The 14,140-nt window shown below is 73.7% G+C and carries 13 protein-coding genes and 1 pseudogene; 6 read left to right on the plus strand and 8 right to left on the minus strand.

Translation table 11 applies throughout. The features are described from left to right. Positions 1-96: 96 nt before the first annotated feature. The 3 genes from N801_RS17155 to N801_RS19960 are packed head-to-tail and all read right to left on the minus strand — an operon-like array spanning position 97 to position 2,288. Complete coding sequence (locus N801_RS17155; protein WP_035940434.1) at positions 97-1,092, minus strand: AAA family ATPase; 996 nt, start codon at positions 1,090-1,092, stop codon at positions 97-99. After that, on the minus strand, positions 1,093-1,590 hold the full coding sequence (locus tag N801_RS17160) for a hypothetical protein (RefSeq protein ID WP_035940436.1): 498 nt from the start codon (positions 1,588-1,590) through the stop codon (positions 1,093-1,095). Beyond that, entirely contained in the window at positions 1,587-2,288 is a 702-nt protein-coding gene (locus N801_RS19960) for a DUF4129 domain-containing protein (RefSeq protein ID WP_052113248.1), read from the minus strand. Before N801_RS19960 ends, N801_RS17160 begins: the two co-directional genes overlap by 4 nt. 115 nt (positions 2,289-2,403) lie before the next feature. Between N801_RS19960 and N801_RS17170 the strand changes: the two genes are divergently transcribed. Further along, a complete protein-coding gene (locus N801_RS17170) occupies positions 2,404-3,087 on the plus strand; it encodes a hypothetical protein (RefSeq protein ID WP_052113251.1) in 684 nt (227 codons plus the stop codon). Here the strand turns inward: N801_RS17170 and N801_RS21635 are convergent. The 5 genes from N801_RS21635 to eccD all read right to left on the minus strand — a co-directional run bounded on the left by N801_RS21635 (position 3,076) and on the right by eccD (position 10,148). Continuing rightward, entirely contained in the window at positions 3,076-3,279 is a 204-nt protein-coding gene (locus N801_RS21635; protein ID WP_035940437.1) for a lysoplasmalogenase family protein, read from the minus strand. The genes N801_RS17170 and N801_RS21635 overlap by 12 nt on opposite strands. Positions 3,280-3,476: 197 nt before the next feature. After that, entirely contained in the window at positions 3,477-6,152 is a 2,676-nt protein-coding gene (gene valS, locus N801_RS17180) for a valine--tRNA ligase (RefSeq protein WP_035940439.1), read from the minus strand. A gap of 103 nt (positions 6,153-6,255) precedes the next feature. Continuing rightward, on the minus strand, positions 6,256-7,467 hold the full coding sequence (locus N801_RS17185) for a S8 family serine peptidase (RefSeq protein ID WP_211254752.1): 1,212 nt from the start codon (positions 7,465-7,467) through the stop codon (positions 6,256-6,258). Continuing rightward, entirely contained in the window at positions 7,467-8,807 is a 1,341-nt protein-coding gene (gene eccB, locus N801_RS17190) for a type VII secretion protein EccB (RefSeq protein ID WP_035940442.1), read from the minus strand. The genes N801_RS17185 and eccB overlap by 1 nt, the downstream gene beginning before the upstream one ends. A 9-nt stretch (positions 8,808-8,816) precedes the next feature. Beyond that, positions 8,817-10,148 (minus strand): type VII secretion integral membrane protein EccD, encoded by a 1,332-nt coding sequence (eccD, locus tag N801_RS17195; RefSeq protein ID WP_052113250.1) that lies wholly within the window; start codon positions 10,146-10,148, stop codon positions 8,817-8,819. 221 nt (positions 10,149-10,369) lie between these two features. Between eccD and N801_RS17200 the strand changes: the two genes are divergently transcribed. From N801_RS17200 to N801_RS17220, 5 genes and pseudogenes are all read left to right on the plus strand, one after another. Then, the gene (locus N801_RS17200) at positions 10,370-10,687 is read left to right on the plus strand and encodes a WXG100 family type VII secretion target (RefSeq protein WP_035940443.1); all 318 of its coding nucleotides are present in this window, start codon (positions 10,370-10,372) and stop codon (positions 10,685-10,687) included. Continuing rightward, positions 10,687-10,983 carry a WXG100 family type VII secretion target gene (locus N801_RS17205; protein ID WP_035940444.1) on the plus strand — a complete coding sequence of 99 codons (297 nt, stop codon included), beginning with the start codon at positions 10,687-10,689 and terminating at the stop codon, positions 10,981-10,983. Before N801_RS17200 ends, N801_RS17205 begins: the two co-directional genes overlap by 1 nt. Positions 10,984-11,104: 121 nt before the next feature. Then, positions 11,105-11,662 (plus strand): hypothetical protein, encoded by a 558-nt coding sequence (locus N801_RS17210; RefSeq protein WP_035940445.1) that lies wholly within the window; start codon positions 11,105-11,107, stop codon positions 11,660-11,662. A gap of 2 nt (positions 11,663-11,664) precedes the next feature. Further along, positions 11,665-13,137, plus strand: a complete 1,473-nt coding sequence (locus N801_RS17215) for a S8 family peptidase (RefSeq protein ID WP_035940446.1) — start codon at positions 11,665-11,667, stop codon at positions 13,135-13,137. Next, positions 13,124-14,140: pseudogene (locus N801_RS17220) on the plus strand (hypothetical protein); the annotation flags it as partial. The gene N801_RS17215 and the pseudogene N801_RS17220, both read left to right, overlap by 14 nt.

Genomic DNA, 14,140 nt, shown 5'->3' on the forward strand with positions numbered 1-14,140 from the left:
CGGCGTCGGCGTCGGCGTCGGCGTCGGCGACGTCGGCCGGCGCCACACCCTCGAGCCGCTCCGGCCCGGGCACAGCGGCGCGGCCCTCGCCGTCGCTCACGGCCCCTCGTACCCGGTGCGTCCCTCTCGCCCCGTCGGCGACGGCGTCGGGACCGTCGACAGGAGGGAGGAGATGACGCTCGTCGCGGTGACGTCGTTGATCCACAGCTCGGGACGCACGGTGACGCGGTGGTCCAGCGCGGCGTGGGCGACCGCCTTGACGTCCTCGGGGGTGACGAAGTCACGGCCACGGATGACGGCATACGCCCGGGCGACGAGCATGAGCGCGAGGGCGCCACGCGGGGAGGCGCCCATGACGAGGCTCGACTGCGACCGCGTCGCCGCGGCGAGGCGCACGCAGTAGCGGCTCACGCCCTCGTCGACGGTGACGGTCTCGACCGCCCGCTGCATCGCGACGAGGCCGGACGCGTCGGTGACGGCCGGCACCGTCTGGGCCTCCTGCTGTCGCTCGAGGCGGCGACGCAGCACCTCCCACTCCTCCCCGGCGGTGGGGTACCCGAACGAGACCCGCAGCAGGAAGCGGTCGAGCTGCGCCTCGGGCAGCGGGTACGTGCCCTCGTACTCGACCGGGTTGGCCGTGGCGAGCACGTGGAAGGGCTGCGCGAGCAGGAAGGTCTCGCCCTCGACGGTGATCTGGCCCTCCTGCATCGCCTCGAGCAGCGCGGCCTGGGTCTTGGGCGGCGTCCGGTTGATCTCGTCGGCGAGCAGCAGCTCGGTGAACAGGGGCCCACGGCGGAAGACGAACTCGTGCCCCCGCTGGTCGTAGATGAACGCGCCGGTGAGGTCGCTCGGGAGGAGGTCCGGGGTGAACTGGGCCCGCGCGAAGTCGAGCCCGAGCGCCTGGGCGAACGAGCGCGCGGCCAGCGTCTTGCCGAGTCCGGGGAAGTCCTCCATGAGCACGTGCCCTCCGGCCAGCACGCCGGCGAGGACGAGCTCGAGGCTGGAGCGCTTGCCGACGACGGCGCGCTCGACCGCCACGAGGACGGTGGCGGCCAGGTCGGAGACCTCGGTCAGGGACGGTGTCGCGGTCACTCAGTGCTCCTCGAGGGTGGTGATGAACGAAGCGAGCTCGTCGGTCCCGACGCGGCGCGGGGGAGACGAGGCGAGGTATGCCGTGAGGTCGGGTCCCAGCGCGGCGCGCGTCCCGTCGTCGTCGAGGTCCGCGGGGAGACCGAGGTGGGTCAGCCGCGCCCGGGCCACCGAGTGCACGGTCTGATGGAGCTCCTGCTGGGCGACGGCGTCGCCCGCGACGGCCCGGTCGATGGTGCGCGTGAGGGCGGTGACCCGGCGGTCGCTGCCCCGGACCCGGGTGGGGGTCCCGGCGCTCGTGGTCCACTCCACCGTCCCGCGCTGACCGACGAGCCACGTCGCCAGGGCACCAGCGACGACGAGGAGCCCGGCCGACGCGAGGAGGAGGAGGGGCTGGTCGAGGCCCGGGACGAGCATGAGGAGGACCCCGAGCCCGGCCGCGACGACGACCGCGGCGTTGAGCTCGCGGCCGCGCACGCGCTCCCGGAGGCGTGCCCTCACGGGCGGGTCCCCTCGCCGAGCGCCGCCAGCGGCCGGAGGAGGTCCTCCCGGACCGTGCGCAGCGCCCGGCGGGCCTGCGCGCGGTGCTCCTCCCCGATGGGGTGCTCCGAGAACCGCGCCTCGCGGTAGAGGGAGGCGAGCCGCTCGATGGCGGCCGGGTCGACCGCGTGCTCGTCGAGCACCGCGGCGACGAGCTCGGCCGGCGTGCGGGCCTCGTCGTCGGCGATGCCGACGGCCCGGGCGCTGCGTTCGAGGGTGAGCCAGGCGTTGATAACGGCCTCGCTCGAGGTCCCGCGGTCGAGCTGGGCCTCGCTCTCGCGCACCCCTGCGACGAGGACGTCGGGCAGGAGACCGGCCCGGACCTCGTCCTTGACGGTCACGGGGTCGCGGCGGAGCCGGCTCGCGAGGGCGCGTGCCGCGAGCACCAGGGCGACGACGACGACGAGGACGAGGAGGACCCGCAGCGTCCAGGCGACGACGGCGGCGACGATCTCGTTGTCGTCGAGCGCGGGACCGGCCCCGCCCGGCATCCGGTTGTCTCCCGTCTCCTGCTGGACGAGCTCACCGAACTCCTTGGTCGCCGGCGGGCTCTGCCCCGGCACGGTGAAGGCCGAGACCGACCCGGCGCCGGAGACCCAGGCCGCGAGCAGCAGCGCGGCGACGGTGCCGCCCGCCCATCCCCACTCACGACGCCTCACCCCGCCGAGCCTATGCCAGCGGCCCGGGTGAGGAGCCTGATCGGACGCCCGGGTCGCGGCCGGCCGGAAGGGGTGGCGGCGCGACACCCTGACGGGCGAGGATGGCGTCGTGGCCATGGCATACCGACTCCGCGCCGGAGACACCGGACCGGTGCAGCAGTCCCCGGTCACCTGTGGATCGGCCTGCCTCACCGTGGCCCGGATGCTCGTCGACCCCGTCTTCGCCAGCTGGGTGCGCACGGGGGAGCCCCACCTGCCCGGCTCACCGCACGGGGCCGACGAGCAGGAGCGCTTCGCGGCCTACGAACGCGTGGTCATGCGGCGGACCAACGGCATCTTCGACGCGCGCCACCGCCCCCACCTGCCGTGGCCCCGTGCCCTCGGCACGCCGCCCTGGGGGGCGAGGCGCGAGCTCGAGCTCGGTGCGTCACGGCAGGGCACCCGCTACGACGTCGCGACCCTGCGGCCGCTGACCCGGGCCGCCCTGCGCGAGGCCTTCGACCGCCTCGTCGACGTCGTGGCCGACGGCGAGCCCGGTCTGCTCTACATCGGCGACGGCCGCCTGCCTCGGCACGTCGTCCTCGTGCTCCCCGGTGACGGCGACCGGCGCCTCGACGTCTACGACCCGGGCAGCGGCCGCGTCGACCACCTCCGGCGCGACTCCGTCGTCGAGCGGCGCGTCGCCCTCAGCGGGTGGCAGGTGCCGTGGTTCGCCGTCCAGCCGACCGGGCACCGCAGGGTCACGGTCACCGCGCTCAAGCCGGGGCTCACCGCCGCCCGGATGACCTCACGCGCCTGACGTGTCCCGCCGGAGCACCCCGAGGGCGATGAGGAGGACGGCGCCGAGACAGGTCGCCATGACCCAGAACCCGCTCTGCGGCACCGTGACCGACGGGACGAACTCCCCGGTCGCGATGAGGGCGTCCGACACGAGGATCAGCACGCCGCCGGCCCCGGCCCACCGGTGGACGCCGGTCGCGAGGACCGCCATGAGGTGGCGACGAGGAACGCGTGGGCGACGAGGAACGCGCCCATGAGCGCGACGAAGGCGAGCGAATCCGGGACGAGGTCGGGAAGGGTGTCCGCCGAGGTGGGCTCCGAGGTGCACGAGGGAGACGACGGCGTATGCCGTGACGCAGGCCGTCGCTGCGGGCCTCAGCCGTCGTGTCGTCGCGACCGGCCCGCCGCTCATGCCTGTGGCTTGGGCTTCTCCACGGGGATGAGCTCGACGTCGCTGGCGGTCCACGTCTGCGCCGGGACGTAGTCGAGGGAGCCGGTGATCCTGCCCGCCGCCCTCAGGTCGGACTCGCCCGCACGGACGTGGTCGAGCAGCGACTCGGGCCCCCCGAGGACGATGTGGGCCACCTCGGCCCGCATGGACAGCTTGGCCTCGGACTTGCTCTTGCGCACCGTCGCCAGCGCGGCGCCGACGGCCCCGAGCATCGCCGGGTCGGCGGGCTCACCGGCGAGCCGGACCTCGTCGGCGGTCGGCCAGGAGGTGAGGTGCACCGAGCCCTCGTGCCACCACGACCAGACCTCCTCGGTGACGTAGGGGAGGAACGGCGCGAGGAGGCGCAGCAGCGAGTCGAGCGCGAGGCGCAGCGTCGCCCGCGCGGAGGCGGCCGCCGCGTCGTCGACGTTGGCGCCGTAGGCCCGGTCCTTGACGAGCTCGAGGTAGTCGTCGCAGAAGGTCCAGAAGAAGGTCTCGGTCACCTCGAGCGAGCGGGTGTAGTCCCACGACTCGAAGCCAGCGGTCGCCTTCTCGATGACGTCGGCCAGGCCGGCGAGCAGGGCCCGGTCGAGCGGGTCGGTCACCATCGCGGCGAGGTCGGCGTCGGCCCGCACGTCGCCGAACGACAGGGCGAACTTCGACGCGTTGAGCACCTTGATGGCGAGGCGCCGGCCGACCTTCATCTGGCCGACGTCGTAGGCGGCGTCGGTCCCGAGCCGTCCCGAGGCCGCCCAGTAGCGGACCGCGTCGGCACTGTGCTCGCGCAGCACGTCCTCGGGCGTGACGACGTTGCCCTTGGACTTGCTCATCTTCTTGCGCTCAGGGTCGAGGATCCAGCCGCTGATCGCGGCGTTCCGCCACGGGGCCGTGCCGTGCTCGTAGTAGGCGCGCACGATGGTGGCGAACAGCCACGTCCGGATGATGTCGTGGCCCTGCGGCCGCACGTCCATCGGGAAGACCTTGTCGAACAGCGGGTCGGTCGTCACCGCGCCGTCCTCGTCGACCCGCCGCCACCCGGCCGCGATCTGCGGCGAGAGCGACGACGTGGCCCACGTGTCGAGGACGTCGGGGTCGCCGATGAAGCCGCCGGCCCGCCCCCGCTGCGACTCCTCGTAGCCGTCGGGTGCCTGCGTGACCGGGTCGACCGGCAGCGACTCCTCGGAGGGCACGATCGGCCGGTCCCACACGGGCTCGCCCTCGGCGTCGAGGGGGTACCAGACGGGGATCGCCACGCCGAAGAAGCGCTGGCGCGAGACGAGCCAGTCGCCGTTGAGCCCGGTGACCCAGTTCGAGTACCGGGCCCGCATGAACGGCGGGTGGAAGTCGACGGACTGGCCCTGGCCGACGAGCTTGTCGTTGAGGGCGGCGTCGCGCCCGCCGTTGCGGATGTACCACTGGCGCGACGTGACGATCTCGAGCGGCTTCTCACCGCGCTCGTAGAAGTTGGCCTTGCGCTGGGTCGCCCTGGGCTCGCCGTCGAGGTCGCCGCTCTCGCGGAGGGCTGCGACGACCGCCTCGCGGGCCGCGTGCACGGTCTTCCCGGCCAGCTCGGCGAACAGCCCGGCGCCGGGGCCGGAGGCGATCCACGCGGGCACCTCCGCCTGGATGCGGCCCTGGCGGGTGATGACCGAGCGCGTGGGCAGCTGGAGCTCGCGCCACCAGATGACGTCGGTGAGGTCGCCGAAGGTGCAGCACATCGCGATCCCGGCGCCCTTGTCCATCTCCGCCAACGGGTGGGCCACGACGGGCACCTCGACCCCGAAGAGCGGTGAGCGGACCGTGGAGCCGAACAGGCCGGCATACCGCTCGTCGTCGGGGTGGGCGATGAGTGCGACGACCGACGGGATGAGCTCGGGGCGGGTCGTCTCGACGTACACGGGCTCGGTGCCGGCGCCGCCGTCCCCGAGGTGGAACGCGACGCGGTGGTAGGCGCCGGGGTAGTCGCGCGCCTCGAGCTCGGCCTGGGCGACGGCGGTCTGGAAGGTGACGTCCCACAGGCCCGGTGCCTCGGCCTGGTAGGCCTCCCCGCGGGCGAGGTTGCGCAGGAACGCCTGCTGGGCCGTGGCGCGGGAGTGGTCGTCGATGGTGCGGTAGGAGATGGTCCAGTCGAAGGACTGGCCGAGGCGGCGGAAGAGCGACTCGAACGCCTTCTCGTCCTCGACGGTCAGCTCGTCGCACAGCTCGATGAAGTTCTGGCGCGAGATCGGCATCGCGTCGCCGGCGCGCAGGCTCTTGGCGTCACCGCGGTGCGGCGGCACGAAGGACGGGTCGTGGGGGAGCGAGGCGTCGCCGCGCACGCCGTAGTAGTTCTGGACCCGCTTCTCGGTCGGCAGCCCGTTGTCGTCCCACCCGATCGGGTAGAAGACGTTGAGGCCCACCATCCGCTTGTAGCGGGCCATGCAGTCGGTGTGCGTGTACGAGAACACGTGCCCCATGTGCAGGCTGCCCGACGCGGTCGGCGGGGGAGTGTCGATCGAGAAGACCTCTGCCCGGCTGCCCTCGAGCGCCTTGGCCCGGTCGAACGCGTAGGTCTGCTGCTCCGCCCAGACCCGGCCCCACTTGTCCTCGAGGCCGTCCAGCGAGGGGCGCTCGGGGATCGTGGCAGCGCGAGATGGGGTGAGGTCAGCAGACATGGGCGTGATTCTCCCAGAACGTCACGGGTGCTCCCAACCGGGTTCCCCGCGACGTATGCCGTCCGCTCGCCCGGGAGGGCGGGCCGGGCGGGGTCAGGCGGGGTCAGGAACCGCGGGGCACGCGGAGCATCCGGCCCATGCCGAGGCCGAGGACGGCGACGGCGACGCCGAGGAGCAGCCAGAGGACGGTGGTCCGGTCGCCGGCCCGCGGGTCCGGAGAGGGGGTGAGGTCGACGGTGGTGACCCGGGGCGCCACGGACGCCCGCGGCGTTCCCCCGGGGCGGACCGGCCCGGCGACGCTGTCGTCGAAGGTGGCGGTCATCGCCTCGTAGGGCTGGACGACGCCCCAGCCGGACACGTCGTCGCGCACGGTGCGGGTGCCGCGGGAGGCCGTGGCCTGGAGCCGGTAGGTGAGGTCGGCCGGGCTCGCCGACGGGAACCGCTGGCGGAGCAGGGCGGCGGCCCCGCTGACGTACGCGGTCGCGTAGCTGCTCGACTGGCCCTCCTGCGAGAAGATGCAGTCGCCCCAGGCCCGGAACGTCGTGGCGACGTCGTCACCGGGGGCCGCCACGTCGACGTGCGGACCGTGGATGGAGTCCTCGGTGACGACGTCGGACCCCGTGGTCGCGGCGACGCCGATGACGCCGGGGTTGGCGGCGGGGAAGCGCAGGCCGTCCTTGACCTCGGCGGCCTGGTCGCGGTTGCCGCCGGAGGCGACGACGACGACACCGGCCCTCACCGCGGCGGCCACCGCGGCCCGGACGTCGGGGCGGTCGGCGGCCGTCGACAGGGAGAGGTTGATGACGTCGGCGCCGGCGGACACCGCCCAGGTGATGCCCGGGGCGAGGTTGGCCGCTCGTTGCTGGGCCTCGTCGTCACCGGCTTCACCCCCGGTGATCTTCACCGGGAGGATCAGCGCGTCCGGGGCGACGCCGACGACACCGGACCGCTCACCGATGTCGCGGGCGGCGATGATGCCCGCGATGGCGGTGCCGTGGCTCGACTCGTCGGTGGTGGCGGGGCCCCCGACGAAGCTGCGGCCCGGCAGGACCGACCCCCGCGGGAAGTGCGCGTTCGTCGCGGAGACCCCGGAGTCGACGACGGCGACGACGACCCCCTTGCCGGTCGACAGCCCCCAGGCGCGACGGGCCCCGAGGCGGGCGATGCCCCCGGGCTCCTCGGCGACGTAGCGGACCTGGTTCTCGGTGCAGGCGCGCGGCTCGGCGTGGGCGAGCGGCGTCGCCACGGGCACCACGACCCCGGCGGCGAGCAGGCCGACGGCAACCAGCCCGGCAGCGCCCGTGCGGCGACGCATCACGACGCGGCGGCCACGGTGGTCTGCGCGGCCCTGACGCTGAGCACCGGTCCGGTGCGGAAGAGCTCTGCCCAGGACTGCGGCACGGGCGAGACGTCACCCTCCTGGTAGCCCAGGCGCTGGAGGAGGTCCGGGGTCGACCCGTCGATGGCGTATGCCGTGCCGGTCTGGTCGATCGCCAGCAGCGGGCCCGCGGTGACCGAGCCGGCGCCGACCGCACGGACGAGCGCGCCGGTGCCGAGGTCCACGGTCGCGCTCGTGCGCCCCGGGACGGCCCTGACCGTCGTCGAGGTCGACAGGGCGACCCTGGGCTCCTTGCCACGAGCCGAGGTGAGCGTCGCGCACGGCGCCTCGCTGACGAGGGTCGGCAGCTCGGTGGGCCAGGCCTGCGGGGCGATGCGCTGCTGCTGGACCGTCAGCCGGGTGACCTGCGCCGGGGTGACCGCGAGGTCGTCGGTGTTGCTGCCCGAGCCGACCCGGTAGAGCGCGTGCGCGACGTCGGGCAGGGGCTCGAGCTCGCCGCGCGAGTTGACGAGGTAGCGGCGGGCCTCCTGCCCGGTGTTGGCGACGGCGAGCACGGAGCCGACGGTGGCGCCCGGGGGGAGGCCGGCGGCCGGCTTCCCGAAGTCCGGGATGAGCAGCGGGGCCAGCTCCGGGCCGAGCGCGAAGAGGTTGGTCCAGACGGCCGGAGCGGGCTGCGGCGAGCGTCCGTCGAGACCGAGCGCGATGGTGACGGTGGAGAGGTTGGCCGCGGCGACCGGGTGCCGCAGGCCGCCGGAGAGGACGAACGTCTGGCCGCTCGTGGTGACGAGCGCCGCCCCGGGCGCGGTCGAGGTGCTCTTCGCTGAGGCGCCGACCGCGGTGGCCACGCCGTTCTCGGCGCCGAGGCAGGACACCCAGCCGGAGTTGGTGAGGGAGTCGGGGGGCGTCAGCGAGTCGGGGGCGCCGGGGATGCCGATGGTGCTGCCCCGCTTCTTCGTGGCGAGCTTGTCGTCCGCGACGGTGATGACCTCGAAGCTGTTGGCCGGGATGAGCAGGCGCGCGCTCGTCGTGTTGAGGACCGGGTGCAGCGTCTTCTTGATCGAGACGTAGCGGGCGCCACTCGTCTTGGCGATGACGAGCTTGTTGTCGCCCCAGTTGTCGGGCAGGGAGCCCTTGAGCCACCCGAAGGCCAGGCTCCCGATGACGAGCACGACGGTGAGGGCGAACCCGCCGATGACCGCCTTCATGGGCCGGTGCGGCTCGACCTCGCGCCCGCCGGGCGCGCCGCTGACGAACGCCGTGGTGAGGCGACGCCTGCTGAACGACTGGGCGTCGACGAGGTCCTTCTTGGTGGCCACGCCGCGACCTCAGAGGAGCCCGACGGCGAGGGCCGCCAGGGGGACGAGCGTGACCAGGGCGACGCCCTCGACGGCGTCGGCGATCCGGCCGAGCTGGACCCGGGTGCGCGGGAGGATGAGCGCGAGGGCGACGACGACGGCCGCCGCACCGGCCAGCCCGAGGGCGAGCGCCGGTCGCCAGCCCGGGTGGACCTGGGCGGCGCTCACGGCGGCGACGGCCACACCGGAGACCCCGGACACCATGGCGATGAGGACCGTGGTGCGGGTCCTGCTGTGGCGGGTGCGCAGCAGGGTGGCGATGAACCCGACGAAGACGAGGAGGGCACCCGTCACCCCGGCGGCGACGAGCTGGGGCGTGCAGAGGACCATGACGGCGGCGCTCGCCACCCCGAGGGCCACCATGAGCTCGTGGCCGGCCGCGACCTGCCGGCGCACCGCCTCGCGCTCGACCTCGGGCGTGTCGGCGAAGATCTCGAGGTCGGACTTGGGCGGGTGCGTCGAGAGCCGGCTCGTCGAGATGCCCACCCAGGGCAGGACGTTGCCGGCCGTCGTCGCGACGAGGAACGTCCCGGCGGCGACGGCGGTCATGCTCCAGCCGACGTGGTGCGTCAGCGTGCCGAGCACGGCCAGGGCGACGCCGACGACGGCGGTGGCCCCGACGAGGAGGCGGGAGCGGGTGACGGCCACGGCACCGAGCACGCCGACGAGCGCGACCGCCGCGCCGGCATACACGAGGCCCTCACCCCAGAGGGGCGCCTCGGGCACGGCGGCGTATCCCGCCACACCGGCATACGCCACGGCGGTGAGGGCGAGCGCGACTGCGGCAGAGGGCTGCTCGCGGACGTGGGCGAGGACCGCCGCCGCGCCGACGAGCAGGAGTGCGCAGGCGCCGGCGAGGGCGGCGATGAGCAGGCCGCTGTCCCGGGCGGTGAAGAGGGCGTAGGCCGCGGCGACGAACAGGACGACCGCGGCGCCCACGGCGGTGCCGGCGCTGTTGGCCGCGGTCCACGGCGTGAACTGCGTCTCGACCAGGTCGGCGACGGCCTCGACGACGTCGTCGTAGACCTTGTCGCCGTCGGGTCGGTTGGGTTCGAGTGCGAGGACCGAGCCGTCCTCGATCCCTTGTGCCGCAAGGCTTCTGTCACTCTCGACAGCGGAGCCGTCCGAGCGGACCAGGCGGTACCCCATGCTGGCGGAGTGGGCGTCGAGCACGCCGAGCTCGCGGGCCAGGTCGGGGATGACCTCGGCCACCGGGATGGACCCCGGGATCCCGAGGTCGGCGCGACGGGTCCCCGACGTCACCGACAGCCTGACGAGCGACGTCGCCGTGCTCTGACTCACGTGTGGTCCTCCCCGGTGGTGCATGCCCTGGTCTGCCCCGCCGCAGCGGAGACCGGACATGAGCATAGACCGGGGAGTTCTCCCCATTGGCGGGCCCGGACTCCCCCCGTATGGTCTCCCGTGTCAGGACTTCGGGGGAACGACAGGCCGGGGTCCCACCACGATGAGTGGTCGGGTGGACCACCGAGGTCCCCAGGGGCCAACGAGAGAAGGGAAGTGACATGTCAGACAGCCACAAGGTCGGCGCCGGCGCCATTGCCAAGAGCGCGAGCATCGTCGACCAGTCCAAGAGCGACCTCAAGAGCAAGCTGAGCACGCTGCAGGGGCAGATGGAGCAGGTGAAGTCGCACTGGGAGGGTGCCGGCGCCGGCGCCTTCCAGAACGTCCAGGTGGCCTGGACGAAGCAGGCCCAGGACCTCGTCGACATCCTCGAGAACTTCCGCGAGAACCTCATCTCCAACGACAAGCAGTACACCGCGGACGACCAGGGGTCGTCCGAGCTGCTCAGCAAGTACGTCTCGCAGATGGGTGGCAAGTGATGAGTGGCGGTCAGGACATCAAGGTCGTCGGTGGCGGGCTCGACGCGCTCATCGGGGACATGGTCAAGGGCGTGGCCGACCTGCGCAGCAAGGTCGACGAGATGGAGCGCGACCTCAAGCCCCACATGGGCGAGTGGGAGGCCGGGGCCAAGGGGGCCTTCGAGGACGTCAAGCGCAAGTGGGGCACCGAGGTCAACGACCTCAACGAGCTGCTCCTCGACATCAAGAAGGCCGTGGAGCAGTCCAAGGAGGCCTACCTCGCCGGTGAGCTCCGCAACAAGAACAGCTGGTCCTGACCGCACGGTCACGGACAGGTAGGGCCGTGCCGGCATCCCAGGACCGGGGTGCCGGCACGGACTGCGTCGCAGCGACGGGGTGTCGCGGCGGCGCGGTGACGAGCGAGACGGGGAGGCAGCGATGGCGGGCGACGAGGTCGAGTACCCGACCGAGTACATGAACACCTTGGCCAACACCAGGCAGACGAAGTGGGCCGACGAGTCCACCGAGGGCGTCCGGAGGATCCGCGACGCCATCGCGGACCGGGACTCCTTCGGCGACCTGCCGGAGCTCGCCGCGTACGGCTCGGTCTTCGAGGAGGTCCGCACGATCTACCTCGAGACGCTGTGTGGCGCCAAGGACGACCTCGACGCGGTCGCCCAGGGCATCCGGACCTCGGCCCAGCAGATGCAGGACCGTGACGACCAGGCGGGGGCCGCCTTCCTCGAGCTGTGGCAGCGCTGGGAGAACGGACCCCTCGCGAGCACGCAGAACCACGACCAGGCGTCGTCCACGGAGTCGGCGCAGACCGCGGCCGTGACCGCCGAGTCGGCGGAGGCCGCGACGACCGGGACGTCCCCGGGTCAGGTCGTCCCCGAGGGCGGCAGCGGCAGCACCCGTGACGAGGGCGCCGTCCCGACGGGCGGGCCCACGCCCCCGACGGGCGGACCCACGTCCGAGACGCCGCCCCCGCAGTGACGATGCCCGCCCGCCCACCACGCCTCCGTCGTGCGACCGCCCTGGCCGTCGCAGGAGCGGCGGCGCTCGCGACCCTCGTCGGCGTGCCCTCGGCCTCCGCGGACGCGCTGGAGGACGGGCAGTGGTGGCGCGCGGCGATGGGCGTCGACGAGCTCCACCGCACCGGCGCCGGGCAGGGGGTCACGGTGGCGGTCATCGACGGGCCGATCGACGCGAGCGTGCCCGAGCTGACGGGTCGGGTCGCGGCCTCGAGCACCGAGTGCCTGACGCAGGGAGGGGAGCGACAGTCCTCCACGGCGAAGGGGGCCGGCGCGGACCACGCCACGAGCATGGCCTCACTCATCGTCGGGAGCGGGAAGGGCACCGCCGCCGGAGGGCGCGGCATCGCCGGGATCGCCCCACGAGCCACGCTGCGCCACTACGCGGTGCTCTACGCCGACACCACCGACGGGGGCGGGGACGGCTGCCGCCTCGACGACACGGGGCTGGACCAGTCGGGTGCGGCCACGGCCCGCGCCATCCGCTTGGCCGTCAAGGACGGCGCCAGGGTTCTGAGCGTCAGCCTGTCGGTCGACTACGACGGCGCGCTCGTCGAGGCGCTCCTCGACGCCTACCGGGCCGGGGCGATCGTCGTCGCCTCCACCAACAACGACACGCGCAACGTCTTCTGGCCCGGGATCGGCAACGGCGTCGTCACGGTGACCCACGTCGACGCCGCAGGGAACCTCGACTCCAGCGCCCTGCGCAAGAGCCCGCTGCTCGACTTCGCGGCCCCGGGCACCAAGGTCGCCACCGGTGCCTCGGACTCGTCCGGATGGCGCAGCGACGCCCTCGCCGACGGTGCCTCGCAGGCCACGGCCATCACGGCGGGGGGCCTCGCGGCCGTCTGGTCGGCGCACCCCGACGCCACCGGCAACCAGGTCCTCCAGGCCGCCAAGGACGCCATCGGGCTGCGCGCCGAGAACGGGAAGTACCTCACGTGGTTCCGGCGCGTGGGCAGCAACCTCCCGGCGTCGACCGGCAAGACCGAGTCCTACGGGTTCGGCATCTTCGCTCCCGCCGACGCGGTGAGGCTCGACGTGGCGTCGCTCCCCGACACCAACCCGATGGTCGTCGACACGGGTGTCGTCTCACCGACCGCGGCGCAGATCGCCGCCGCCGTCGGCTCCTCACCCACCCCCTCACCCACCTCCTCGACCCCGGCGTCTCCGTCGCCCGGCGAGACCCCCACCGGCGCGGCCGGGCCCGCTGCGGCCGAGGGGGACAGCTCCGACCGGGGCGGGTCCGCCCCGGTACGGGTGCTCGTCGGCCTCCTGGCGCTCGCGCTGGTGGCCGCGGCGCTCGTCCTCGTCCTCCGACGCCGGGCGGGCCGGGCCGACGGCGCACCCCCCTCCACCTCACAGGCCCACGACACCACGGCAGCGACGGATGGGCTCGCGGTCACGACGAAGGAGCACGGTCATGGCGGTCATTGACGACGGGGGCGGCGGACCCACGCTCAACCCGAAGGCGAAGCACTTCGAGCGGCAGCTCTTCAAGGTCTTCTCGTCCAGCACGGCGTCCATCTGGTTGACCCAGGAGGACTGGCAGGGTGCGAAGACCCAGCTCGAGGACCTCGCGCGCGACGTGCGCACCGTGCGCGACGAGCTCCAGGCACCCCCCAACGGTGGACGTGGCTGGGTCGGCCCGGCAGCCGAGGCCGCGCTGTCCACCCTCGAGAAGCTCGGCGCCACCCTCGACGGACACGCGGCCAAGGTCGGCGACGTCGACACCAGCCTGGGGCAGGTCCACACGGCCATCACCGACGCGAAGTCCGCGTGGTACTCCGAGGTGGCGAGCATCTCGACGTACGTCGACCCGTCGGAGCACACCCGCCTCCCGGCGCCCTACCTCCCGACCGCCGAGAACCGCGCCGCGTACAGCGTTCCCGACGCGGAGGCCGCCGCGGCCGCGGAGGACGCCCTGTGGGAGCAGCGCAACCAGGCCGCCAAGCGGGTCCTCGACCAGCTCGGCACCGACACGCAGACGGCGACCGCGACGATGCCGATCGAGACCAGGACGAAGTCCGAGACGCCGTACGCACCCTCGGGTCCGGGTGGCGGCGACGGCGACTACCCGACCGGGACGAGGACCCCCTCGACCTCGGGCGGCTACGCCGTGCATCCCGACACCGGGTTCGTCCTCCACGAGGACGACGGCGACGGGGGCGACCGCGACCCGGACGGCGAGGAGGTCCCCGACCCGGACCCCCGGGACCCGGAGGTCACGATCGTCGACCCCGAGCTGCCGGAGCCCGACCCGGAGACCGGGCTCGACCCGATCAGCTCCGACGGTGACACCACCGGCACGATCGGCACGAACGGCACGAACCCGACCGGCGGGCCGACCTCTGCCGGCCTGCAGGCCGCCGGTGGTGGCGGTGGCGGAGGCGTCGGACCCGGCGGGCTCGCGGCCGGCGGCGTGGGCGCCGGCGCGGCC

Source organism: Knoellia aerolata DSM 18566, assembly GCF_000768695.1.
In the GTDB taxonomy this organism is placed as follows: Bacteria; Actinomycetota; Actinomycetes; order Actinomycetales; family Dermatophilaceae; genus Knoellia; species Knoellia aerolata.